We start from the raw sequence: 25,421 nt of genomic DNA on the forward strand, positions 1-25,421 counted from the left end.
CCGCTCTCCGCTTCACGACGACAATCCCGTTTTCACGCTTAGTATCATCTATTACACGATTAAAGTGTAAATTCGAAATCCAAGACAAAAAAAGATGCTACTCGTCCACTTCGACATGTAGCATCTTTTTTTAGTTATTTTTCAACCGTCACGTACTTCATAAACTCCGACCAATGTACGATGCGCTCAAACGGCTCTTCGCGGTTGTATGGCTGATCGCGCAGCACCGAAATCGTACGCAGCGCCTTTAATGAATGCAAAATTTTCGGCTTGTCGTCGACGTACACATCTAAATCAAGCTCCGCAATAATCGCAAGCTTCTCATCATCTGCCATGCCGCAATAAAAATGCCCTTCGTCTACCGGAAATCCTGCATCGATCATCCATTGGCGCGTGCGCATGCAGCTATCGACCGGGCGCGCTGTAATGTAAAAAATGTCATGCCCGTCCTGCTTCAACTGCCAAAGAAGCTCCTTTGCCCCTTCGTACGCCGGACAGTTGGTGAAATACACTTGCTCGTTCATGCGCTGCCATAACGCACTACCCTCTTCATCGGTTAAGCCAAATGGTTCGTGAATTTCCACCCGTTTAATGGCGCGAAATGCATCGTCCGTTACGTGCTGCTGTAGCTCCTGCTTATAGAGCACAAACGCATGCTCACGTAGTTGAATGAGCGTATCATCAATATCAAAGCCTAAGCGCATTTAGTTATCCCCCTTTGGATACGCGATTATTTTCAAATCCTCGCCAATCGCTTCAAACGATGAAAACTTCACATCGACCGCTTCACGCATGAAATCAACGTCCGCTCCTGTTACTGGCGATAGCGCATTTGCCCCGCCAAGTATTTTCGGCGCGACGTAAATGATGTATTGATTGACAAGTTGCTCGCGAATGAACGAGCTATGAATCGCCCCGCCACCTTCAACTAAAATGTCTGTGATGCCGTGTGTATGTAATGTTTCAAGCGTTTCTTCTAGCGTTGTGCCTGCTGTAATGATCGTTTTGCCGAGCGCTTCAAACGGTGCTTTTTGCGCTTCCGTTACGTCGCTGCCGACAACGAAAATCGTCGGTGCTTCGTCGTTACATACGTTTGCGTCAAGCGGCGTGCGTAACTGCGTATCAAAAATAATGCGCGTCGGGTTTTTGCCGTAGTTTTCAGGCAGGCGCGTCGTTAAGCTCGGGTTGTCGGCAAGCACTGTTTGAATGCCGACTAAAATGCCGTCGACTTCATGGCGAATGCGGTGTACGTCCTCGCGTGCTGCGTCTGCTGTAATCCACTTTGAATCGCCTGTATGCGTTGCGATTTTACCATCGAGTGTCATCGCATATTTCGTGCGAATGAACGGGCGATTCGTCAGCATATTGTGAATGAAGCGCTCGTTTAATAAGCGCGCCTCGTCCTCTAAAAGCCCAACTTCGACTTCAATGCCAGCATCACGAAGCAGCTGAATGCCGCGACCTGCCACGCTCGGGTTCGGGTCTTGCATCGCCACGAACACACGCGAAACGCCCGATTCCTTGACGCGCAGTGCACACGGTGGCGTTTTGCCATAATGCGAGCACGGCTCAAGCGTCACGTAAAGCGTTGCGCCCTTTGCTTGCTCACCTGCCATATTAAAGGCGTGTACTTCGGCATGTGGCTCGCCCGCTTTTCGGTGCATGCCGGTGCCGACAATAATGCCGTCTTTCACGATGACCGCCCCAACGAGTGGGTTCGGATTTGTGTTGCCGCGTGCGCTTGCGGCTAGCTGTAATGCCAGTTTCATATAATCTGTATGCGTCATCATGTGCTACACCATCCAACTGCCGTCTCGTGCATGACCAGACTTAGCGATTTTCGTTTCTAAATAAAAGCGATTCGTCTCGGTAACGCCGCCCCATAGCGGAACGTGTCCGTGCGCTGAGAGCCCCGCTGCTTGCAGTGCTGCGAGCTTTTTCGGGTTGTTCGTAATGAGTGTGACCGGTTGTTGACGTAGCGCCTGTAGCACCGTTAACGCCTCGCTATAGTCGCGCGTATCGTCGTCAAAGCCGAGCGCCTCGTTTGCCTCCACTGTGTCGAAGCCTTCTTGCTGCAACACGTACGCAAGTGACTTTGAAAATAAGCCAATGCCGCGCCCTTCATGATTGGCAATGTAAAAAATCGCCCCTGCGCCGTGCTCGACAATCATCTTCATCGACTCGTGTAGCTGGAAGCCGCAGTCACAGCGCTGAGAGCCGAAAATATCCCCTGTATGGCAAATGCTATGGAAGCGCACGAGCGGATTGCTAGCTGCCTCAAAATCGCCGTACACGAGCACCGATGATTGCTGCTGCTGTGCAAGCTCCATCGCTGGCAATGCGTCGATCACGTCCTCTGCTGTAAAATGCTTCGGCATACGCATCCAGCTATACCACTGAAATGTCGCTTCAAGCTCACGTTGCACGACCGGCAGCTTCACTGGGCCGACAATTGCCAGCTGCTCGTTATGCATTGGCGTAAATTGTATTTTTTTCTGCAAAATATGTAGCGTCTGTTTCGTATTCATCAATGTCGCTCACCTAATTCCTTTATAATGTATAACCTCAATTACTTTTCGTAAGTAAATTAAATCGCAAACGATATAGTTTTTCAAATAAAACGCTCATATCACTTTATTTTACTTCATGTTATTTGTTTATTCCGACTATGCAAATAGCTCTTGCCCATTTAGTCCTTTTAGCTTAATGTATTAACAAATATACGTATAACTTATAATCAAAAGGTGTGAACATGTATGAGCATTAATTTAAATGAACAATTGCGTGAAGAAGCTGAGCGTCTATTAAAAATCGGGCAATACGAGCAAGTTTTACCGTTATTCCGTGAATTAGCGGCATATTATAAAGCGTGTGAGGATTACGAAAATTACGTGCGCATTAAAGTGTTAATGATCGTGTGCTACTTCAATTTAGAACGCGTGCGATTTGTCGACGAGCACATTTCAGACATCGAGCCGTACGAGGCATTTTTAACGATTGCGGATCGTCACCGCTTCTATATGGCGCAGGCGACGCTCTTTTATTTTTGGCATGACTTTGACCAATGCATCGAAATGTATGAAAAATGTATTAAAATTGCCGAGCAGCTGCCAAACACGGCGATGTTAACGACCGCTTCGAACTTCGCCTCGATTTACCGTGATTTAGAGCGCTACGACGAAGGCTTCGCTGTACTTGAGCGCGGCATGGCAAAGGCAAAGCAGCTCGACCCGACGAACTCGTACGTGCAATATAGTACAGCTGAAGTATATTTAGGCTACATTGCAAACTACTGTTTAACGAAGCAGTTCGACAAAGCCGATGCGTATTTACAGGAGCTGGAGGCGCTCAACTATTTACAGCCACAAGCGGCACAAATGAATACGTTCAAGCGCTGGAAAGCTATTATTTTGTATGAAAAAGGATTAATCGACGAAGCGTTCACACTGTTTGATTCACAATTTAAAGTGATGAAAAATCAAGGGGACTATCGCCTGCATAAAGTGCATTTAAAAATTTGGATTGATTACGCAGCGAAAGAGGGACGTTACAAGGAGGCGTATGAGTTTGCGACCGTGCTAAACGAATCGCTTGAGGCAAACTTAGAAGAGGCGCTGCTCGACCGCTCAAGCAAATATGCAGCCGAGCTCAAAACGAAAGACTTGCGCAACTTAGCGTTTGAAGATCCACTCACATCGTTAAACAACCGCCGTCTGCTCACGAAGCTAGAAAAAGAGCTCGCGGACGCACCACAAACGGTGACTGTTGCGGTACTCGACATCGACCATTTCAAAAAAATTAACGATACGTACGGGCACGCAGTCGGTGACGATTTAATTATTGAAATGGCGCACATCATTCAGCGCACGATGCACCATGCTCAGCACCACTGCGTCCGCTTCGGTGGTGATGAGTTCATTATCGTCATGTATCGACCACTCGACCAAGCAGCAGCGTGGGTGGAGCGCTTGCACGAAACGATTCAAAGTACGCCGCTTCATTTAAACGATGAAACGCTTCACATTACGTGCAGTATCGGGGTTGCTTCCGTTTCACAAGCAAGCGAACTAACAACCGCTACAAAGCTTGCAGATGACAACTTATACAAAGCAAAAGACCGCGGACGTAACAACATCGTCGGCTTATAATAAAAACCCGTTGAGGCACGTTCGCTCCAACGGGTTTTTATTCTATTAATGTGCGTTTGAAAGCTGTTTATAAGTAGTTCAGCACCGTTACGTACATGCATGCACTTCCGCCTAATACGAATAAGTGCCAAATCGCATGGTTGTAAGGAATGTTGTCATTTCGATAAAAATACGTACCTACTGTGTAGCTTAAACCACCTGCAAGTAACCATAAAAAGCCTTCTACACCGATGACTGCAAGCAGTGGCTTATATGCGAAAATGATGAGCCAGCCCATCGCAATGTACACGATCAGTGATGCGCGCTTAAAGCGATGCACGAAGTAAAACTTTAGTACGATCCCAACGACTGCTAACGTTAGCTCGACAATTAAAATCGTCCAGCCGAGCGTGCCGCCAACTGCAATTAATGAAATCGGTGCGTACGTGCCGGCGATCAGTAAAAAGATTGCGCCGTGATCCATCTTTTTGAAGAAGTCTTTATATACAGGTAATGCGTGGTACAACGTTGATGATAAGTACAGCACCATCATCGCAATACCGAAAATGAGATAGCTCGCTAGCTCTGTCATCGATCCGTTTGCTTGTGCTTTGTCAACGAGTGCCCACGTCGCTGGAATTGCTAAAACGAATCCGAGTCCGTGTGTAATCGTGTTCCATAGTTCTTGTTTCTTTGAATAATTTGCTTGCATCGTCACAATTTGTGCCATGTCTCGCCACATCCTTTTAATCGTTCGTCTTTTGTTACTCTTATTATGTCGCGTTTTATCGCTAGCCCATAGACGTATTTGTCACTTCTTGTCATATGACATGTATCATGTCGTTGTTGAACAGTTTGTGCGAAATTTGTTTTTTCGTTGAATGTAATGCTGTAACCGTTCTTTTGTTTCGGCGGACACATTTCGCGGAAAGCGTGCCTCGATGTGAAGAGCCGACTAATAAAACGTGTAGCATAATTCTCCGTGCGCAAACTGCCAACTGACTCGCTAATCTACATCGCTAAAAAATTATTTTCAAAAAGTTTTCAACCGCTTTCATTCGCGTCGCATCAACTATGGTGACGTTTTCAAAACTTTCCTTATTCAAACTTTTCTAACAATTTAGACATTTACAAAATCTTAAAAATAACTTACACTACAATTAACTTAAACGAGAGGGGCAAAACAACATGACAAACATTATTTACACGTACGAAGCAATCGAGGACAACGACAACGCATACTTATACGAAGAGGAAGATTTCGGCGTAGAGTTTGACGACAACGACTACTAGGAGGAAGTGACGTGCAGTCCAATAGTGCATTAATATAGCGAGCGTTCCACTGAATTTTTCAGACGGAGCTGCTCGCTTTTTTGCGTTCAACTTGCTACGATAATGACTATAGGGAGGGATGTTTATGTGCTTAATTCAACTAGCATTTCACGAGGAGACGAAAAGCTATACGGTGATCGCAAACCGCGACGAGTTTACGAATCGCCCTGCCATTGCGGCGCATTATTGGGACAATGGCTTGTTCGCCGGTCAGGACGCGCAAGCTGGTGGTGCGTGGCTTGCCGTAACGAAAGATCGACGCTTCGCTGCAGTAACGAACGTGCGTCATCCGCAAAGTCGCATACTCGGTGACCGTTCGCGCGGTGAACTCGTGACGAAGTTTTTAACGAGCGATGTGCGTGCTCGCGACTTTATCGACGTGTTAAAAGAAGAACGCGAGCTGTACGGCGGCTTCAACATTTTACTGTTTGATGGCGACGAATTTTATCATTACAATAATATTTTTAACGATATGACGAAGCTTGCGACCGGCTATTACACGCTTTGTAACGACACGCTCGGCACGCCTTGGCCAAAAGTTGTGCGCGTCCGTGAGCAGTTCATTCCGCTATATAAAAGCGACGCAGCACCTGAAGCATTTATTCGCCTCATGCAGCAGCCTGAGCGTGCACCGATCGACCAATTACCTGCTACTGGTATTCCGCTTGAAATGGAAGAAAAGCTGTCATCCATTTTCATTGCGTTTGAAGGTTATGGCACGCGCTGCACGACTTACATACGAAGTGACGAACAACATTTTACGTTTATCGAGCAAACGTACGACAACGGGCAGCCAACGACGTATGTAGAGGAAAAAACACTCTTTGCGACGTGCCTATTGTAGAAATTTTCAAAATATTGTTGACAAACTGAAAGTCAATCGGCTACACTAAGGAACAAATATACAAGCGTTGATTGGAAGTAGTAAAATTGCATGTCAGCTTATAGAGAGTTAGCGGTTGGTGGAAGCTAGCAGTGACACAATTTGAACTCGTCCAGGAGCTATTGCCGTGAAGTAAATAGCGGCGATCGGGTCGTGCCCGTTACAAAACGCCAAAGTTGGAGCAATTTTGCTCAAATAGAGTGGTACCGCGAGTTCAAGCTCGTCTCTATCGTCATCGATAGCGGCGGGCTTTTTTTATTATTTTATAGGGGGAATGACCAATGACAAGAAATATTTTAGTGTTCGATACGACATTACGTGACGGTGAGCAAGTGCCTGGTGCAAAGCTCAATTTATATGAAAAAGTAGAGATTGCGCAGCAGTTAAAGAAGCTTGGCGTCGATATTATTGAAGCTGGCTTCCCTGCTTCGTCTCAAGGTGATTTCGAGGCGGTTAAAGCGGTTGCGGAGCGCGTCGGCAACACGTCGGACATCATGATTACAGCACTTGCTCGCGCGGTGCAATACGACATCGACCGCGTGTACGAAGCGGTGAAATATGCGCAAAACCCAATGATCCATATGGTGCTTGGTACGTCTGACATTCATGTGGAGAAAAAATTCAGTAAATCGAAGGAACAAATTTTACAAATCGGCGTCGACGCGGTGAAATATGCAAAAACGCTTTGCCCACAAGTTCAATATTCAACGGAGGACGCATCACGCTCGGACTTTGAATATTTATGGTCAACGATTGAAGCGGTCATGAAAGCAGGCGCAACGATGATCAACGTGCCAGACACAGTTGGCTACGCAGACCCAGGCGAATGGGGACATTTAATTTACCGCCTCAACGACCGCATGAAAAATACGAACCCAGACGTTATTTTATCGGTGCATTGCCATAACGACCTTGGCATGGCGACGGCGAACACGCTTGCCGCTGTGAAAAACGGTGCTGACAAAGTCGAGGTGACGATTAACGGTATTGGCGAGCGTGCAGGTAACGCCGCACTTGAGGAAGTTGTCATGGCGATGAAAACGCGACAAGATGTGTTTAACGCGACGACGAACATTAACACGCGTGAAATTATGAATACGTCGCGCTTAGTGTCGAGCTTTATGGGGCTTGACGTGCAGGTGAATAAGGCGATTACTGGCGACAACGCATTCGCCCACTCATCAGGCATTCACCAAGATGGCTTATTAAAATCGCGTGATGCGTACGAAATTGTGCACCCAGAAGATGTCGGCTTAGACGATATGGAGCTTGTGTTAACGGCGCGCTCAGGTCGTCATGCGGTGAAAAATGCGCTATCGACGCTTGGCATTTTACCAGAGACGGACGAGCAGTTTGAAGCGGTGTTTGAGCGATTTTTACAGCTTGCCGACGCGAAAAAGGAAGTGTACGATTACGACTTATACGTCATCGTTGAGAGCTACTACGAGGCAACAGATGAAGCGGAAAATACGTCACGCACACAGTTTAGCGATTCATTTTACGATTTAGACGATTTACAAGTCATTTCAAACTCGACGTTCCCTTCTGCGTCAGTTCGCATGAAGCGCGGTGCTGATACGTTTGCTGCTTCTGCTGGCGGTACAGGCCCAGTCGATGCGCTATACTCTGCCATTGCGAGCGTCACAAAAATTGACGTCAAGCTTGTCGAGTACAACATTTCAAGCGTTTCGCGTGGCAAGGAAGCGCTCGGTAAAGTAAAAATTACATTAGAGCATAACGGCGAACAATATATGAGCAAAGCAGCCGATACGGACATTTTACGCGCCTCTGCACTTGCTTACATTAACGCCATTAACAGCATTATCGTCGCACAGCTTCAGCCGACGAACGTTTAAGCGAGCACATTTCGTGGAATGTAATCATTATGTGAGTGATTACATATGAAGGAGGAATTGGCATGTCAATTCAATTAATGGACAGCGAACGCGGCTTTGAAGTAAAAAACAGTGCCGGTGAACAAGTTGGGCGCATCGTTTGGCAACTAGACGATAACGTGATGATCATGAACGGCACATATGTCGATGATTCACTGCGCGGGCAAAATATGGGCGAGCAGCTACTTGACGAAGCGGCAACATACGCACGTGAGCATCGTTACAAAATGAAAGCCGTATGCCCGTACGTTGTGAAAAAGTTCAACACATCGGATAAATATAGCGACTTAGAAGTATAAACAGCAAAAAGCGTTAGAGGTGACTGTGTCCTCTAGCGCTTTTTCGTTTTATAAATGATTCATATCGCTTATGGTTGCATGTTCTACATCTAGTTTATACGCTCGTAAAATATTTCCCCTAGCACCATACGCAATTTGAGTAGCGAAAATAGCATAGCGCGTGCAGCGGCGACTCCTAGGGGAAAAGAACGTGCCGAGAGACTTGTGCTAACAAGGCTCGAGCCGTTCCCCCTGGAAAGCGTCCGCAAGCAAGCGCGAAGCTCCATAACGAAAAAACGGCATCGGAGACCATTCCCCGATACCGTTTTTGTCTTATAGTAACTCTTTACGTAATTCCGCTGCTGATTTTGGTGATAATAAGCCGTACGGAATGTCGAATACTGTTTTTGCACCGAAATCTTTTTTCGCTGCTAATTTGTGTGCTGCACGAGCGTATGCAACTAATACGCTTGATGTAAACATTGGGTTTGACTCTAATTTTAACGAGAACTCTAAAATTTGTTTGTCGCCCTCGCCTGATTCACCTGAACGGATGACGAATCCACCGTGTGGCATACCAGAGTGATTCGCTTTTAATTCGTCTTCTGAAATGAAGTTTACAGTCGTGTCGTAGTCTGCGAAGTAGTTTGGCATTTCTTTAATTTCTTTTTCGATCGCTGCTGCATCTGCGCCTTCTTCTAATACGACGAAGCATTCACGCGCATGCTTTTCACGAGTTGTTAATTGTGGGTTTTCACCAGCGCGTACACGATCAACCGCTTCTGTAATCGGTAATGTGTATTGCACTGCATTTTTCACGCCTGCAATGCGACGAACGGCATCTGAGTGACCTTGGCTTAAGCCGTCGCCCCAGAACGTGTATGTTTCGCCTTTTGGTAATACCGTTTCACCTAATAAGCGGTTTAATGAGAATAAACCTGGATCCCAACCTACTGAAATGATCGCGACTGTATCATTTTTAGATGCTACTGCGTCTGCTGCATCGAAAAATTCAGGGATTTTTGCGTGTGTATCGAATGAATCGACTGTGTTGAACCATTGTGCGAAGTGTGGTACTTGCTCTGGTAAGTCCGTCGCTGAACCGCCGCATAATACCATTACGTCGATCGCATCTTTGTAGCTTTCTGCGTTATCAACGTGGTCCACTTTTACGCCTGCTGTTTGAATTGAAACGCTCTCTGGTGCACGACGAGTAAATACCGCCACTAGCTCCATATCGTCATTTTGTGTAATCGCTGCTTCAACGCCGCGACCTAAGTTACCGTAGCCGATAATACCAATACGTGTTTTTGTCATTATGTATGCCTCCATGTTAGTTGTCATTCAATTCTGAATTGACACCGAATTTATGTTCTATCATACCTTTTTGTATAAAAAGCCACAATTGTTTTTTTCAAAAAAATAAGATTTGTGCTATAAATAATATGTATAGCACATATAACGATTATAACTGTAACGTATTGCACCGTGCCAAAAACGACAAAAAAGAGCGACAGACGAGCTGTCACTCATTTTACATTTATACGATTTGAGGAATATTTAAAATGCGATATAGCTCGCGTAACGCTTTAATTTCATATGTCACCGGAATGTCCGCTGTTTTTGGCTTTCCTTTTGCGTTTAGCCAGCACGTATCGATGCCTGCGTTGTAGCCACCGACAATGTCTGCGCCGAACGAATCGCCAACAATTAACGTTTTCGTCGCATCAAATTGCGGAATGCGCGTGAAAGCATAGTCAAAAAATGCGCGCATCGGCTTTTGAGAACCAGTTTCTTCTGACACGAAAATGTCGCGGAATAAATGCTTCATGCCCGCGTGCTCTAATCGCTTATGCTGCGTCATCGTTACGCCGTTTGTGACGATAAATAAATCGTGCTGCTTTGATAGCGTTTGAATGACTTCATCCGCCTCTGGTACGAATTGCTGACCAACGACCAAATAATCGCGGTAACGCTCATCGACTACGCTGCCGTCCACTGTATGCCCGAACGCTTGAAACAGTCGCGTAAAGCGTGTACCGAGCAATTCATCGCGCGTCACATGTCCGAGCTCTAGCGCACGCCAAAGCTCATCGTTTACAGCGCGGTAATAGTTGCGCACCTCCTCTGAATACGTTAAACCAAACTCCTTACATACGAGCGGTAATGCAACCGCCTCTGCTGCATCGAAGTCTAGCAGCGTATCATCGACGTCAAATAAAAGCGTCGTATATTGCTTCATCATGTTATTTCCTTCTTTCAATATGTTGTATATGGCGTTTTCAGAAAGCATGTAAACATTATGCTAACATACTTTTTCTAATTATGTAGTATATCATACGTAACATATGAAAGTAGCGCCTTATTTCCGCGTCCTTTATACTACTTGTGAGGTGAACAAAATGAAAACAATTTTTTTACAGCATGCACCGTATTGGCATGGCGGTGTACTGCATACGATCATCGATGGCGACATCATTCATGCATACGACAATCCGATTTATCCTGACTTAGACGATGTTGGGCTCATTATCGTACTCGGCGGTCCACAAAGCGCCAATGAGCAAGAAGCGTGGCTCAATCGGGAAAAAGCATTTTTAAAAGAGGCGATCGATGCAAAGCGACCGATTTTAGCAATCGGGCTCGGCGCACAGCTCATCGCTAGCATTATCGGTGGCATCGTCTATCCAAATCACGCCGGTAAAGAAATTGGCTACTTCCCTGTTGAACCTGCGATACGGCCGCTTCCGTTCGGGTTATTCCCGGAGACGCTTCGACCGTTTCACTTCCATCAGCAAGCATTTACGCTACCTCCGGGGGCAATGGTATTTTATCGCACCGTTTATTGCGAGCAACAAGCGTTTTTGCATACAGACCGTGTCATCGGCTTACAGTTTCATTTAGAGCTAGACGAGTCGCTACGTCATGCATTGCTTCAACACGAGGGCGCATTTTTCACAGTGGACGGCTACTTTACGATGACGAAGGAGCAAGTTGCAGCCGCTCCGATTGATCCGAGCCACCACGCCTTAATTGAACGCATCGTGCGGCACTTGCAAACACGACTGCGATTTATGTAAAATTGGCACAAAATAAAGCGTTATCGGGAACATGCATTCCTAATAACGCTTTAGCTTACACTTTTGTTTAGCTTTGGAAAAATACCGCAAACGTGCCAAGCCCAACGTGTGAGCTAATGACTGCACCGACGTTTGATTCCACGAAACCTTTTGGCTGGAACTCCGCTTCGATCGCTTGTTTTAACTCCTGTAATAGCGCGTCGTCGGCACAGTGCAATAAGCCGATCATTTGTTGCTGTAAGTTGACGCCGCGCTCCTTCATGTACGCAATCATTTGCTTGATCGCACGCTTTTGCCCACGCGCTTTATCGAGTGATTCGATTTTGCCTTCTTTTGAAATTTCTAAAATTGGCTTAATGTTTAATAAGCCACCGACGAACGCTGTCGATTTTGAAATGCGTCCACCGCGTGCTAAATGCTGCAAATCATCCACAACGAAAATGTGCTCAACACGCGGCGCAAATGCTGTTATGTGCGCAACAAGCTCGTCTAACGTGGCACCGCTTTCCTTCACGCGCACTGCCTCTTGCACGACAAGCCCTTGTCCGAGTGAAGCGCTTTTACTATCAATTATATGTAAAATAAATTGCGGATAGCTTTCTTTTACTTGCTCATACATCATGACCGCTGTCGCATACGTACCTGACAATGCAGATGAAAAAGCAATGTACACGCCTTCTTCACCATTTTTAGCCATTTGTTCAAACGTTTCATAAAATGCATCTGGTGACACTTGAGAAGTTTTTGGCTCTTTCCCCAATCGTAACGCCTCGTAAATGCTTGGGGCTTGAATGTCTGTAATGTCGGCATAATCATGACCGTCTAGCTCGACACGCAATGAAAAAAATGTCACCTCGTGTTGTTGTAAATATGCTAATGGTAAGTCACATGCACTATCTGTTAAAATTCTCATCGTTATTTCCACCCTTCCAGTTTTATTTTAACGCTTTTTTGTAAAACGACAATTGATATTTGTCATATGCACACTGTCGAAAACTACTCATTTTTACATTGTTTTGTATCGTTTGTCAAATGAATAGACGTCGCGTACAATAGATTTATATCCATAATTTTCTATATAAAGGGGATTTTTTTATGAAAACCGAACAAGATCTTTTTTTACTCGCACTTCAGCAAGGTATGTATTTAGCTGCCACGATGCCACATACCGAAAAATACATACGCGAACAAATGCGCAAATATGAGCATACGGGGGAAGGCGTTGTGCCGCTTGACGTACAATATGCCGTTCAGTCGTTGCAAGTCGGGCTTGGCAAACGAAAAGCGCTCTTTACGATGCTAGAGCTGTTATTACGACGTTTTTACGCCATGCACGACCGCGACAAGGCGCTGACTAATTATTTATTCATGCTGCGTAACGTATTATGTAACGACGCCTTTAAATCGTTCCCAAAAGAAATTGAGCGCAAAAACCGCCGCATTGAATCGAGCGAGCAAGCGATTCAATTCGCAAAAGAACGCGAGCTATTGCCGACGTGGAATCGCTACACGGAAACGCAAATTGCGCTACTTTATTATTTCATTTACATACTCGACCGAGGAAAATCATTCGCTACGCTTGCACAACACGGTGAAACGTTGACCGCTATTCGCGGCATTAACGCGCTGTTAAAGGAGGAGCAGGCGTTACAGCAGCGCTTTATCGCCTTAACGCAATTTGATGCACAACAGCCAGCTGATGAGCGAAACGTTGCACTCATTACGATTTGCGATAGCGCGGACATCCCAAATGAAACAGCTCAGCTCATTCGTAAAAGCGGCATGCACATTGAGCAGCTGCTTGCGACGACATATGTGAGCGAACAGGAGGCACAAGCACTTCGCGAGCATGAAGGCACACAGCATTTTGCGCAGCTCGTCGTCGAAGCGGCACTGCTTCAGCTTGCGAGCGCGGACATGCCGGTAATCGAAATGCGTGCAGCTGCCCCTCAAAAGCTGGAGCCGAAAAAACAAAAGCCCGCAAAAGCCGCACCTGCTATGAAGGAATCACCGAAGGAAATTGCCGCACTAAAGCAACAGCTACAACAAGCCGCCAAGCAAATTGAATCGCTCGAACAAGCGTTAACGCGTGAGAAAAAGGAAGTAAAGGATACGAAGCTTGCGTTATCGAAGCTACAAAACGAACTCGAGGAACTGACGCTCGAGCGCGACATTTTGCTCGAAAATACACAGCCTCATGCGAATGCGCTGACGCTGCTTGAAAACATGCAGACGATGATGATGCAACTGCAGCGCGAGCTCCAAACGACCGAGGAGGAAGAGCAGGAGCAAACGATTGCCGACGCCCTTGCTCATTTAAAAATCGCGGTCGTTGGTGGTCATCAAAACTTCCACCAAGAGCTGAAAAAACGTTTGCCATCTGTTAGCTTGTTTATCGGGCCAGATGAGCTGAACTTCGACGAGAAAAAGCTGCTCAATTACGATGTTGTCATTTTAGCGATTCATTATTGCAACCATAGCTTATATGAGCGCGTGTTCGACTATTTAAAGCGCCAGCAAGCGAAGCAAAAGTGCTTTGTGACGCAGCTGAAAAATGTCGACAGCATCGCACACGAAATTTATTATCGTTATTTAGCGTAAAAAAAGGCTGTACGCGCGTCAAATCGACGTTCGTACAGCCTTTCGTTTACAGCCCACGCAAGTATTGCTCATTTTAAATTGAGAGTGTCCATTGTCCATAGTTGGTCATTGGTTATTGGTCACTGTGTAAATGGTCAATAGAAATTGGTTTGTCGTAGTTTAGAAAAGTTTGTGTGCTGTAAACGCCTAGTTTGGAGTCTCACCGCCCTAGGTTATATATAGCGCGAATCATCAAAATCGACCGTTACTTGGAAGTTTTTTGCGTTAATGGCGTTTGATAATTTATGCGCACGCTTTTCCATTTCTTCTGCTCGCACGTAATATTCGTGTGGGTCGTATAGCGCCACTTCATACATCGGCGTTTCCCCGAATCCGTGCTGCAATTCCTCTTTGTCGCGCATCGAAAAGTCACGCAACGTCTCCGCTTCGACGCGCATTTGCTTTGCGAGCTCGATCGCCTCGACAAGCATGAGCTCCTCGCCGAAAAACGATACGGTATTTTCCGTATTGGCGACATACACGAGCTTATCGAGCAGGCGGATGTCGTCACGCACAAGTTGTAGCTCGTGCTCAACGTCTTGCATCGTGCGCCCTTCTCGTACTGGTTGCTCGCCTTTTTCGACCGTTTTAAATGCGACGCGATGACGCTCCGACTGTAAATCACGCTGCTTCTTTAATAAAATGCTTTTTAATTTGACCGCTTCTGCTAAAAAAATAGCCAATCGATTCACCTACATTTCTGTTCATTTCGGCATTGCTTGCTTAATTAATTCGACGTCCGCTTGCATTTTTCCTTCTGTATAATCGATTCCGTCGCGCAGTGCGTTATGCAGTTGCTCGCCCATGTTTGATAATGCCGTATACGTAATGCCACCTGACATGAAGCCACCTGCAAGCGGAATAAATTTCGTAATGCCACTTGCCATCGTTTTTTTCGTAATTTTTTCAACGATGACAGTCGCAATTTCGCCTAAAATTGGCCAATACATCGCGCGCTCCACTTCCGAAAACGACATATGCTGCGCGACGTCATTTGCGTGCTGCGTCGTCAACAAGCGCATAGATGCCGCACCACCTTTTACTTCAAGCATCGTGCCTAAAAATAAAAGCAACTCATTTTTTCGCGCCTCGTCTTGCAGCGCCCAAAAATCGCGATAGCCGTACAAATACGCAAGCTCCTGCGCCATTTTCAGTGCGTTTGCTAAAAATTGCATCGTATCGGTCGGCACAGTCGCCGCCATCGCAATGCCTCCTGGTAAACCTGCCGCAAACGAAACGGTCGTCGCCTGACGCGTGCGCTTATTAATGATACGCTTTGCCATTTTGTTTAATTCCTTCTCGGTCACGCCCGCTGCGATTGGACCTTGCGCAACGATCGTATGCTTCATTGACGACTTTTCAAACTGCTCCGCTAAAAAAGCATCGCGGTCGATTTTCACAGTTGGGATTTTATACAGCACACTAAAAAAATTCGCTAACACTGTTTGTTGTTCAAACCATTTCATTTTACATAACCTCCACAAATTCAATTGCACTTTAACGCATTCAGTGAGCGCATACACGATTTACACATGTGCATACGCAATCGTTCTTTGCTATACTAAATGTTCAAAGTGAGGGAAAAACATGACCATTTATACGTATACCGAAACGACTGAAATTGATTCTACAAAGCCTGTACCCATTGTATGTGACGGACAAAACGTCTTGACGGTTTCGCGCGTCTACAGCAACCGCTTAAAAAAATTTTTTGACGCGATGCTCGACTTTCACTATTTTGTCGAATATCACGTACACGATATGAACGGTGAGCTGCTATTTCAAATTAAAAAATATGCGCGCAGACGACGTATTTGGTATAAGGCGAGTGATGCGGCGCACGACTTTATGATTACGTACGACGGCCAGTTCGTCATGATTCCGGAGCTGCACATTCACCGCGACGACGGCTTAAAAATGGAGCTGCATAAAAACATTGACGACTGGTCGATTTTTAAAGAAGGCGACACGGAATACGCGCGCTGGAACGCCGAATTTGACGAGGAATCGAAGCTGTTTCATATGACGCTCGACATCGTAAAGGAACACCCGATGATGACACATGCGCACTACATCGGCATTGCGCAAACGACGCTCTTTATCGGCGGGTGAAGAAAAACGTTAGAGAGAACCATTTCGGCTCTTTCTAACGTTTTTTCATTACATATCCATCTCTACTTCACTCGTATAACGGTCGACGATGAACGTCATGCTCGTTTGTTGTAGCGGTAAAAAATAGCGGAAGAAATAGCTACTTCCACTGATGAACGATTGATCTAACGTAGCGTTTTTCGGTAAATACCCTTCGTTGAATAATAAACGACGCGCTTGATCTTGTGTTAAATTGTGTTTAATTTTATCCCCAAACATCGGCTCAATTAAGCCTGTATGTTGGTCTACTTCATACCAATCGTACGTAAACGTTTGAAATGGCGTATCTTGATACACTTGTACACGGTATACCCCTTCGCTTTGCCAACCGTCAACATGCGCATACAATCCGTCTGGCCAATACCCTTTTTGCTTCAAGCGCTTTAATACGTCCGCTTCTGTTAACGGGAATTTTTCGCCGCTAAAATATTTCATCGTACGCGCTAAAAAAGCCGCCGCATGTGCGCGTGTTAACGTATTGTTCGGGCGGAATGTACCGTCCTCATAGCCGTTTGCGACGTTCGCTTGCACGAGCTGCTGAACGGCACTATATGCTGTGTGTGATTTCCCAACGTCCTTAAACGTTTTCGAGCCTGCTTTAAAATTGTACGCGCGGCTTAAAAACGTCGCCGCATGCCCGCGGTTTAACGTCGTATTCGGACGAAATGTACCATCCTCATATCCTTTAATAATCCCTTTGTTTACCGCAATTTGAATGTAACCAGATGAAGCATTGCTTTTTGTCACATCTTTAAATTGCGTATTCACCGGTGCAACTTCGCTATGCCCTAGCGCCTTCACCATCATGACCGCAAAATCTTGGCGCGTCATCGCATGTTTCGGATTAAACGAAGAACGATCGTTGCCTAGCACGTTATTTTTATACAAATACATAATTTTCTGGATATTGTGCATGCGTGTAGGAAACATCGTTAAAGGCAGATGCCTGTGAGCTGTTTGGCATCACCACGAATGCGATGATACAAACAAATAACGCGATTACTTTTTTCATCCTCTTCCCCCTTTGTTTGAAGTAGCAAGGGCTTTTCATATGACTTGCTCCTATAAAAAGGTTCATCACCGTAAGCTGGGGTTGACGCATAAAGGTTGCTTGAAACGAGAGGCGGACTCCTGCGGGAAAAGCGCGAGCCTCGAGACCCCGCAGTCGTGAGGCACGAACGACGAGGAGGCTTGAGCCGCGCCCGCGGAAAGCCTGCCTCGACGTGGAAAGCAACCCCAAGTTATGGTGAAGATCCTATAAAAATCCATTAAAAAAAGTATACTGAAACATGAAAGCTTATGCAATGCGACTTAAAAAACACACGAATGGGCTGTACGCGACCATTCGTGTGCTCGATTAAATCATCTCAATTTGATATTCATGCGTGCTCGATAGCTTCACTTTATGCACCATTTCATCTACTTCAAGCAGTAGCTGTGTCACCGTATAATCGTAATGCTGGCTAATGATGCCACCCATGCTCGCTGGAATCGTAAGCGTAATGTCACCGAGCGTTACCGGCTGCTCGAGCTTTTCAGTAATGCGCTGCAGTAAATCACGAACAGTTGGTGCATTCGCCTTTGCGACTTTAATAACAAACTCATCACCTGCTAAACGATATGCTTTTACGTCCGCTGTTACGAACGATTGCAGCACGTCCCCGACATAACGAATGACGTCATCACCGAACGTGTAGCCGAACTTTTCGTTGACGCGCTTAAAGTCGTCAATGTTTAACATTAAAACAGCGTACGGCTCGCGCTCGTCCTCTTTGCGCGCAAGTAATACGTCTAAATCTTGCGTCAAGGCAGTGCGGTTCGGTAATGCGCTTAAACGATCGACGTATGCGTAAAGTGATAGCTGCTCCTCTAGCTCTTTTTCAACCGAAATGTCGCGCACGACGAACACGATATGTAAAAATTGCTGATTGTCATCATACACCGGCGTACCGTGGAATTGCGTCCATACCCAGCCTTTTTGTGCATGTAAACAACGCACTTCCACTTGGCTTGATTGCCCGCTTGCCATCGTCGCTTCAAACCATTTTGAAAACACGACCGCATCTTCCTCGTAAATGTTGCTAAAGCCACGCGCTCGCTTTACTTGCTCCACGTCATAGCCAAACGTCGTATAAAGCGCTGGCGAAATGTATAAATGCTCACGATGCTCGTTCACAATAATGATTGCTTCTTTAATTTTTTCCGCAATGATGTGGAAATGCGGCTCATGCTGTAAAAAGTTTGCATTCGTATTACCCATAATAAGTTCCCCCTCATTGCTGTTATGCGTTTATGTTATATTTTCGACGGCTGTTCGCGTTTTACGGCTCGCTTTCCTGGGGCGCGGCTTGAGCCTCCTCACCGCAAGCGGTTGCGGGGTCTCAAGTCTCGCGCTTTTCCCCAAGGAGTCTCGCCGTACGCTCAGCTATCGAATACTGCATATTTTTTATTTAGACGTTACAACACATCGATTGTGCTGTTTACAAATCGCGAATCAACACGCCTGTGCGTTTATTATAACGAATAATTCGCCGCTTCTTCTACCGTTTTTGAAAAAGTCATATTTCCTTCACAAAGCGCGAAAAAACGCCACCACTGTTTCATGGTCGCGTTTTCATTTTTGTTCGCTTCACGTTGCTTCCCACGTCGAAACAAGCTTTTCCCGCAGGAGTCCACCTATATGTGTCAACATGAGCTTGTGGCGGTGAACGTGTTAAATCGAACAGCCGTCGTCGCCACAAACGTTGCCGCTGTCGCCTACTTGCTGAAGCGTTGGACGAATGCCCGCTTCGGCTGCTGCTTTTTGTAGCGTGTCGTTAAATAGCTGCTGTGGCTGCGCACCGGCAATGCCGTATTTGTTGTCGATAACGAAAAACGGAACACCGCGCACTTGTAGCTGCTGCGCCATTAATTGATCGTTTTCGACTTCCTCTACAAATTGTGCTTCATTATCAATGACCGCTTCGACTTCGCTGCGCACTAAGCCCACTTCTTCTGCAAGCGTTGCTAATACGTCGCGCTGCCCGATCAATTGCCCTTCAACGAAATACGCCTTCATTAATCGCTCACCAAGTGCGCCGTCAAGCTGCTTCGTCTCGGCAAACTTCATGACGCGGTGTGTATCGCGCGTATTTTGTGTGCGCATTGATTCGAAATCATACGTTAAGCCGACTTCTGCTGCACGTGCGGCTACACCGGCTGTCATGTTTTTCGCTTCTTCTACGCTCGTACCGTACTTACGAGATAGCGTCTCAAACGTTGATTCGTTCGCGTCCTTCGGTGTCGTTGCGTCCAGCTCGAATGCGCGCAGCTGTACGTTTACGTTGCCGCTTAATCCTGTTTGCTCAATTGCCTGCTCTAGCTGACGTTTGCCGATATAGCAAAACGGACATACGTAGTCAGACCAAATTTGTACTGTAATCATGTCATCACTCCTTCGCGCTTATTATATACGACAAATAAAGTGATGGCGACGAATCACGCTCGGCATGAAAAAAGCGTGCAACGGTGATCGTCGCACGCTTTTTTCTTATGATAATCGCTTCACTGTTACGAGCTCGCCGTCTGTTGCAATATCGATTTTCGGTGAGCCGTTTGAGTAACGGTCTGTGCGCGTTAAATTCATCACACTAATCGTTTCTTTAATGCCTTTCGTCGTACATAGCTCAATCGTATGCCCTGTACGTACGATAACCGTCGCAAAAATACGATGCGGGTTTGCTTTTAACTCTTTTAACGTCACGACGCCGCGCTTAGCACGTAAGCCGACTTCAATTTCAGTTAATGCCATGCGCTTTACATGACCACGATTTGTGACGATAACAATATCCTCGTCGCTTTGTGCATCGACTGCTTGCACCGATGCGATATATTCGTCCTCTTTTAATGCAAATGCTTTCACGCCGCCTGTACGTAGCCCTGATGGCGGAATTTCTGACAGCGGGAAGCGAATCGCATAGCTCGTATTCGCAAATAGTACGATGTCTTGCCCTTCAACGACAACAGCTGCGTAAATCATATCGTCGCCTGCTTTGACGTTCATCGTTTTTGCCGCCTTGTTGTAGCGTGCAAGCTTGTATTCACTCAGTGCTGTGCGCTTCATTTGCCCAAGCTTCGTCGCCGTTACAACGTACGCCTCTTTTTCATCGAAGTTCGGCAGCCCGATCGCTTGAATAATTTCCTCGTCCTTGTCGAGCGAGATAATGCTTGAAATGTGCTGCCCTAAGTCTTTCCAACGAATGTCTGGCAGCTCATATACCGGCTGATATATGAAGTTTCCTTTGCTCGTAAATAACAGTAAATGGTGCTGCGTATTTAAGTTCGCCTCAAGTAATAAGTAATCCGATTCCTTCATCGCAAAGTCCTGACCGTTTGATGCGTTGTATGAGCGTGGGCTCGTGCGCTTCACATAGCCGTCCTTCGTTACAGTAACAATCGTTTCCTCAGACGGGATTAATACGTCCATCGTCAGCTTAATTTCATCAATTTCAGCTTGAATGATCGATGCGCGCTCTTTCGCAAATCGCTTGCGCACGTCTTTTAACTCCGCCTTTAATACATTCGTTAAACGACGGTCGCTACTTAAAATGCCTTCTAACTTATCAATTAATTGCTGAAGCCCTTCTTGCTCTTCTTCTAGCTGTGTAATGTCCGTGTTCGTTAAACGATACAGCTGCAAACTTACGATCGCCTCTGCTTGCACTTCTGTAAAGTCAAACTTATCAATAATGTTATCTTTTGCACTGCGCTTATCGCTTGATGCACGAATTGTCTCAATGAGTTGATCCAGCACTGATAACGCCTTCACAAGCCCTTCGACGATATGCATGCGGTCCTTTGCACGTTGTAAATCGTACTGCGAGCGACGCGTGACAACTTCCTTTTGATGCTCAATATACGCATCTAGCATAAGCGGCAGCGTCATCATCGTCGGGCGGCGATTATGAATCGCAATCATGTTAAAGTTGTATGCTACTTGCAAATCCGTCACCTTGAGTAAATATTGCAATACCGCCTGTGCGTTTACATCTTTTTTCAGCTCGACAACGATGCGTAAGCCGTCGCGGTCAGACTCATCGCGCACTTCGGCAATACCTTCTAAACGTTTGTCGCTTCGCTGCTCGTCCATTTTTTTCACAAGGTTCGCTTTGTTGACGTCGTACGGAATTTCGGTAATGACGATTTGCTCCTTGCCACCTTTTAACGGCTCAATCGCCGTTTTCGCACGCACAATAATTTTGCCGCGCCCTGTTTCGTATGCCTTTTTAATGCCATCTACACCCATAATCGTCGAGCCAGTCGGGAAATCCGGTCCTTTAATAAACTGCATGAGCTCATCAACCGTTGACTCCGGGTTGTCTAAGCGATGCAGTACACCGTCAAGCACTTCTGCTAAGTTATGTGGTGGAATGTCTGTCGCATACCCTGCTGAAATACCTGTCGAGCCGCTCACAAGCAAGTTCGGGAACCGCGCTGGTAATACGGTCGGCTCCATATCTTGGTCATCAAAGTTTGGCACTAAGTCAACGGTTTGCTTTTGAATGTCGCGCAGTAGCTCAGCGGCAATGCCTGATAAACGCGCTTCTGTGTAACGCATCGCAGCGGCTGGGTCGCCGTCAATCGAACCGTTATTGCCGTGCATATCAATTAACGCGTGGCGTGACTTCCAATCTTGACTCATGCGCACCATTGCCTCATACACTGACGTATCGCCGTGCGGATGGAAGTTACCGATAACGTGGCCGACTGTTTTTGCCGACTTACGAAACGGCTTATCAAACGTGTTGCCCTCTGTAAACATCGCGTACAAAATGCGGCGCTGTACCGGCTTTAATCCGTCGCGAGCGTCCGGCAATGCGCGGTCTTGAATAATATATTTTGAGTAGCGTCCAAATCGGTCGCCTACAATTTCTTCTAACGGTAAATCTTGAAATTTTTCTGCTGTCATTACTTTGTCTCCTCCTCGTCATGGTGAATATAGTCGTTGTCTAAAATATTCGCATCTTCCTCCATGCTGAAGTTGACATTTGCTTCGATCCATTTACGTCGCGGCTCTACTTTATCACCCATTAACGTATTAATACTTTTTTCTGCACGTACCGCATCGTCAATTTTCACACGAATGAGCGTACGTGTTTCAGGATTCATCGTCGTATCCCATAATTGATCGGCGTTCATCTCACCAAGCCCTTTATAGCGCTGTAGCATGTATCCTTTGCCGACTTTTTTAATCGTCTCATCCAGCTCTTTTTCCGTCCACGCATATTCGACAACTTGCTTTTTGCCGGTACCTTTTGACACTTTGTAAAGCGGTGGCAATGCAATGTACACTTTGCCCGCTTCGATGAGTGGTCGCATGTAGCGGTAAAAGAACGTCAGCAGCAACACTTGAATATGTGCACCGTCCGTATCAGCATCGGTCATAATGACAACTTTATCGTACGCCGCATCCGCAACCGAGAAGTCTGGTCCGACGCCACCACCAATTGCGTGAATGATCGTTGCGATTTCCTCGTTTTTCATAATGTCGCTCAGTTTCGCTTTTTCGGTATTTAACACTTTCCCGCGCAGTGGCAAAATTGCTTGGAACGTACGGTCACGCCCTTGCTTTGCCGAGCCGCCCGCTGAGTCACCTTCGACTAAATATAGCTCATTTTTCTGTGCGTTGCGCGACTGTGCAGGTGTAAGCTTTCCTGACAACAACGTGCTCGATTTTTTGTTTTTCTTGCCGTTACGCGCATCCTCACGAGCTTTACGCGCCGCTTCACGTACTTGCTGCGCACGAATTGCTTTACGCACAAGCCCTGCCGATAGCTCTGCGTTTTCCTCTAAAACATATAATAATTTTTCCGATACGACACCGTCCACTGCTGAACGCGCCTCAGATGTGCCGAGCTTGCCTTTCGTTTGCCCTTCAAACTGAAGCAAGTGCTCTGGAATGCGCACCGAAACAATCGCTGACAATCCTTCACGAATGTCCGTACCTTCTAAATTTTTATCTTTGTCTTTTAATAAGCCTGTTTTGCGTGCGTAGTCGTTAAATACGCGCGTCATCGCTGCCTTTGCACCTGTTTCGTGCGTGCCGCCGTCTCGTGTACGCACGTTGTTCACGAACGATAAAATCGTCTCTGAATACGCATCGTTAAACTGGAATGCAAACTCTACTTCGATATCATCTTGCACACCTTCTACGTATTTCACCGGGTGTAACACATCTTTATCTTCGTTTAAATACTCAACGAATGCCTCGATACCATTTTCATAAAAGTATGTTTCATGCACATGTTCTTCTGGACGCTCATCGATGAGTTCAATTTTTAAGCCTTTTAATAAAAATGCGGATTCGCGCAGACGCTCTGCTAACGTATCAAAATTGTATTTCGTCGTCGAAAAAATTGTCGCATCGGGTAAAAAGTGTACTTCTGTGCCCGTTTCGCGCGTGTTGCCTAGCTCCTCTAGCGTCGTTGCCGGCGTACCACCATTTTCAAAGCGCTGACGAAACTTTTTGCCGTCTCGACAAATCGTCACTTCTAAAAATGTCGAAAGCGCGTTTACAACTGATGAACCAACTCCGTGTAAACCGCCACTCGTTTTATAGCCGCCTTGTCCGAACTTACCGCCTGCATGCAGCACCGTAAAAATAATTTCTGGCGTCGGCTTGCCCATTTTATGCATTCCAGTTGGCATACCACGACCGAAATCGCGCACGCTCACACTGTTATCTCGATGCAGCTTGACGATAATGTGCGTGCCGTAGCCTGCTAATGCTTCATCGACTGCGTTATCGACTATTTCATACACAAGGTGATGTAAGCCGCGCCCATCTGTTGATCCAATATACATCCCAGGGCGTTTTCGAACTGCCTCGAGTCCTTCTAATACTTGTATTGCGTCATCGTTGTACGCATGTTGTACTTGTTTATTCGCCAAATTAAAAACCTCCGAACATCTGTTCTATCTTTGTTATCGTATACGAACAGAAACATCGTTGTCAATGTCGATTGTCGACTATTTCTTTCGTTACGTTTAGGTGCATTACCGTTACTTCGTTTTGTTCCCTACTGTCAAGCAAGCTGTAGCTCTCGATAATTATTTTACACATATACTGTATCAAGCGGTGTTTTTTTATACAACTATATGTTTCACATAGCTGTCATTGTTAACAAAAACTCATTGTAGCAAAGTTCTCGCGTAAAAAAAAGCAATGGTTCTCTCATTCGTCATTCCAGTTCATTTTTTAGTTAAACGTATCGTCATGCAAAAAGTTCTCCATTTTGCATTGTTCGAAAAATAAATTGTGCTATGATACGGATAGTGTTACACTATACATAATCAGTTATTAGCACCTAGTCACAAAGAAAGTGAGGCGCTCGCAGACATGACGTTACTTCTCATACTCCTTGCAGCGTATTTAATCGGCTCCATTCCATCGGCGCTATGGATTGGCAAATTATTTTACAAAAAAGATATTCGACAAGAAGGTAGCGGAAACCTCGGTACGACAAATACGTTCCGCGTTTTAGGCAAAAAACCCGGCATCGTCGTTATGCTCATGGACATTTTAAAAGGGACAGCCGCCGTGCTACTCGTGTTCATTCCGTTTTTTGCAGACGTTGCCATTCATCCACTACTGCTCGGGATCGTCGCTGTTATCGGTCATATGTACCCGATTTTCGCAAGCTTCCGCGGTGGTAAAGCGGTCGCAACGAGTGCTGGTGTCGTGCTAGGCTACGCACCGATCGTTTTCATTTCACTCGCCATTTCATTTGCAATCATTTTAAAGCTAAGCAAAATGGTTAGCTTTACATCGATTTGCATTGCAATCATCGCGTTTGTATATAGCGTCATTTCGTACTTCTACACAGGCGATTGGGTGTTTATGCTCATGATTGCCGTGCTAGCAACGTTCATCATTTATCGCCATCGCGAAAACATCGCTCGCATTAAAAATGGCACAGAATCAAAAGTGAATTTTTAACGCACAAAGCAGGAGCAGCTCGCTCTTGCTTTTTTGCATGCAATTCCGTACGCTTAAA

The 25,421-nt window shown here is 46.0% G+C and carries 22 protein-coding genes, 1 pseudogene and 1 other annotated feature; of the genes and pseudogenes, 8 read left to right on the plus strand and 15 right to left on the minus strand.

All coding sequences use genetic code 11. From position 1 onward, the window contains the following. Positions 1-134: 134 nt before the first annotated feature. From A6K76_RS08455 to A6K76_RS08465, 3 genes are read right to left on the minus strand one after another with little or no spacing between them, the layout of a single operon-like run. Complete coding sequence (locus A6K76_RS08455) at positions 135-704, minus strand: 5' nucleotidase, NT5C type (protein ID WP_066464065.1); 570 nt, start codon at positions 702-704, stop codon at positions 135-137. After that, positions 705-1,790: a bifunctional diaminohydroxyphosphoribosylaminopyrimidine deaminase/5-amino-6-(5-phosphoribosylamino)uracil reductase RibD gene (gene ribD, locus A6K76_RS08460; protein ID WP_066464066.1), complete on the minus strand. Its 1,086-nt coding sequence runs from the start codon at positions 1,788-1,790 to the stop codon at positions 705-707. Between the two features lie 3 nt (positions 1,791-1,793). Continuing rightward, positions 1,794-2,528 carry a GTP cyclohydrolase II gene (locus tag A6K76_RS08465; protein WP_066464068.1) on the minus strand — a complete coding sequence of 245 codons (735 nt, stop codon included), beginning with the start codon at positions 2,526-2,528 and terminating at the stop codon, positions 1,794-1,796. Between the two features lie 228 nt (positions 2,529-2,756). Here A6K76_RS08465 and A6K76_RS08470 point away from each other — a divergent pair, with 228 nt between their 5' ends. After that, positions 2,757-4,148, plus strand: a complete 1,392-nt coding sequence (locus A6K76_RS08470; protein ID WP_066464070.1) for a tetratricopeptide repeat-containing diguanylate cyclase — start codon at positions 2,757-2,759, stop codon at positions 4,146-4,148. A gap of 67 nt (positions 4,149-4,215) precedes the next feature. Here the strand turns inward: A6K76_RS08470 and trhA are convergent, their stop codons facing one another. After that, positions 4,216-4,857 (minus strand): PAQR family membrane homeostasis protein TrhA, encoded by a 642-nt coding sequence (gene trhA, locus A6K76_RS08475; protein WP_066464072.1) that lies wholly within the window; start codon positions 4,855-4,857, stop codon positions 4,216-4,218. Positions 4,858-5,544: 687 nt separating this feature from the next. Here trhA and A6K76_RS08480 point away from each other — a divergent pair. From A6K76_RS08480 to A6K76_RS08490, 3 genes are all read left to right on the plus strand, one after another. Further along, positions 5,545-6,303, plus strand: coding sequence for an NRDE family protein (locus A6K76_RS08480; RefSeq protein WP_066464074.1), 759 nt, complete (start codon positions 5,545-5,547; stop codon positions 6,301-6,303). A 58-nt stretch (positions 6,304-6,361) separates the two neighbouring features. Beyond that, positions 6,362-6,573: a binding site (T-box leader), on the plus strand. 50 nt (positions 6,574-6,623) lie between these two features. Further along, entirely contained in the window at positions 6,624-8,198 is a 1,575-nt protein-coding gene (locus A6K76_RS08485; RefSeq protein ID WP_066464075.1) for a 2-isopropylmalate synthase, read from the plus strand. 62 nt (positions 8,199-8,260) lie between these two features. After that, positions 8,261-8,536 (plus strand): GNAT family N-acetyltransferase, encoded by a 276-nt coding sequence (locus tag A6K76_RS08490; RefSeq protein ID WP_066464077.1) that lies wholly within the window; start codon positions 8,261-8,263, stop codon positions 8,534-8,536. Positions 8,537-8,848: 312 nt separating this feature from the next. Here the strand turns inward: A6K76_RS08490 and A6K76_RS08495 are convergent, their stop codons facing one another. Together A6K76_RS08495 and A6K76_RS08500 are read right to left on the minus strand one after the other, a co-directional pair. Further along, complete coding sequence (locus A6K76_RS08495; RefSeq protein WP_066464079.1) at positions 8,849-9,832, minus strand: diaminopimelate dehydrogenase; 984 nt, start codon at positions 9,830-9,832, stop codon at positions 8,849-8,851. A 223-nt stretch (positions 9,833-10,055) separates the two neighbouring features. Continuing rightward, on the minus strand, positions 10,056-10,757 hold the full coding sequence (locus A6K76_RS08500) for a YjjG family noncanonical pyrimidine nucleotidase (protein ID WP_066464413.1): 702 nt from the start codon (positions 10,755-10,757) through the stop codon (positions 10,056-10,058). A 160-nt stretch (positions 10,758-10,917) separates the two neighbouring features. Here A6K76_RS08500 and A6K76_RS08505 point away from each other — a divergent pair, with 160 nt between their 5' ends. Beyond that, positions 10,918-11,595: a type 1 glutamine amidotransferase gene (locus A6K76_RS08505; RefSeq protein ID WP_066464081.1), complete on the plus strand. Its 678-nt coding sequence runs from the start codon at positions 10,918-10,920 to the stop codon at positions 11,593-11,595. A gap of 67 nt (positions 11,596-11,662) precedes the next feature. Here A6K76_RS08505 and A6K76_RS08510 read toward each other — a convergent pair whose 3' ends face one another. Continuing rightward, positions 11,663-12,508 carry a DegV family protein gene (locus A6K76_RS08510; RefSeq protein WP_066464084.1) on the minus strand — a complete coding sequence of 282 codons (846 nt, stop codon included), beginning with the start codon at positions 12,506-12,508 and terminating at the stop codon, positions 11,663-11,665. 182 nt (positions 12,509-12,690) lie between these two features. Between A6K76_RS08510 and A6K76_RS08515 the strand changes: the two genes are divergently transcribed. Then, complete coding sequence (locus A6K76_RS08515) at positions 12,691-14,196, plus strand: hypothetical protein (RefSeq protein WP_066464085.1); 1,506 nt, start codon at positions 12,691-12,693, stop codon at positions 14,194-14,196. Positions 14,197-14,408: 212 nt separating this feature from the next. Here the strand turns inward: A6K76_RS08515 and A6K76_RS08520 are convergent, their stop codons facing one another. Next, on the minus strand, positions 14,409-14,918 hold the full coding sequence (locus A6K76_RS08520) for a hypothetical protein (RefSeq protein WP_066464086.1): 510 nt from the start codon (positions 14,916-14,918) through the stop codon (positions 14,409-14,411). A 21-nt stretch (positions 14,919-14,939) separates the two neighbouring features. Continuing rightward, positions 14,940-15,701, minus strand: coding sequence for a hypothetical protein (locus tag A6K76_RS08525; protein ID WP_066464087.1), 762 nt, complete (start codon positions 15,699-15,701; stop codon positions 14,940-14,942). 121 nt (positions 15,702-15,822) lie between these two features. Here A6K76_RS08525 and A6K76_RS08530 point away from each other — a divergent pair, with 121 nt between their 5' ends. After that, positions 15,823-16,347 (plus strand): tubby C-terminal domain-like protein, encoded by a 525-nt coding sequence (locus A6K76_RS08530; RefSeq protein WP_066464088.1) that lies wholly within the window; start codon positions 15,823-15,825, stop codon positions 16,345-16,347. 48 nt (positions 16,348-16,395) lie between these two features. Here the strand turns inward: A6K76_RS08530 and A6K76_RS08535 are convergent, their stop codons facing one another. From A6K76_RS08535 to parE, 6 genes and pseudogenes are all read right to left on the minus strand, one after another. Then, positions 16,396-17,274 (minus strand): S-layer homology domain-containing protein, encoded by an 879-nt coding sequence (locus tag A6K76_RS08535; RefSeq protein WP_066464090.1) that lies wholly within the window; start codon positions 17,272-17,274, stop codon positions 16,396-16,398. Continuing rightward, a complete protein-coding gene (locus A6K76_RS17190; protein ID WP_281181439.1) occupies positions 17,267-17,398 on the minus strand; it encodes a hypothetical protein in 132 nt (43 codons plus the stop codon). The genes A6K76_RS08535 and A6K76_RS17190 overlap by 8 nt, the downstream gene beginning before the upstream one ends. A 345-nt stretch (positions 17,399-17,743) precedes the next feature. After that, positions 17,744-18,646 carry a GGDEF domain-containing protein gene (locus tag A6K76_RS08540; protein ID WP_066464091.1) on the minus strand — a complete coding sequence of 301 codons (903 nt, stop codon included), beginning with the start codon at positions 18,644-18,646 and terminating at the stop codon, positions 17,744-17,746. A 603-nt stretch (positions 18,647-19,249) separates the two neighbouring features. Continuing rightward, positions 19,250-19,810 (minus strand): annotated as a pseudogene (locus tag A6K76_RS08545) (DsbA family oxidoreductase); the annotation flags it as partial. 105 nt (positions 19,811-19,915) lie between these two features. Then, positions 19,916-22,333 carry a DNA topoisomerase IV subunit A gene (gene parC / locus A6K76_RS08550; RefSeq protein WP_066464092.1) on the minus strand — a complete coding sequence of 806 codons (2,418 nt, stop codon included), beginning with the start codon at positions 22,331-22,333 and terminating at the stop codon, positions 19,916-19,918. After that, positions 22,333-24,315 carry a DNA topoisomerase IV subunit B gene (parE, locus tag A6K76_RS08555; RefSeq protein WP_066464093.1) on the minus strand — a complete coding sequence of 661 codons (1,983 nt, stop codon included), beginning with the start codon at positions 24,313-24,315 and terminating at the stop codon, positions 22,333-22,335. The genes parC and parE overlap by 1 nt, the downstream gene beginning before the upstream one ends. Before the next feature lie 448 nt (positions 24,316-24,763). Here parE and plsY point away from each other — a divergent pair, with 448 nt between their 5' ends. Beyond that, positions 24,764-25,363, plus strand: a complete 600-nt coding sequence (gene plsY / locus A6K76_RS08560; RefSeq protein WP_066464094.1) for a glycerol-3-phosphate 1-O-acyltransferase PlsY — start codon at positions 24,764-24,766, stop codon at positions 25,361-25,363. Positions 25,364-25,421: the final 58 nt, after the last annotated feature.

The sequence above is a fragment of the Caryophanon latum genome (assembly GCF_001700325.1).
Lineage (GTDB): Bacteria > Bacillota > Bacilli > Bacillales_A > Planococcaceae > Caryophanon > Caryophanon latum.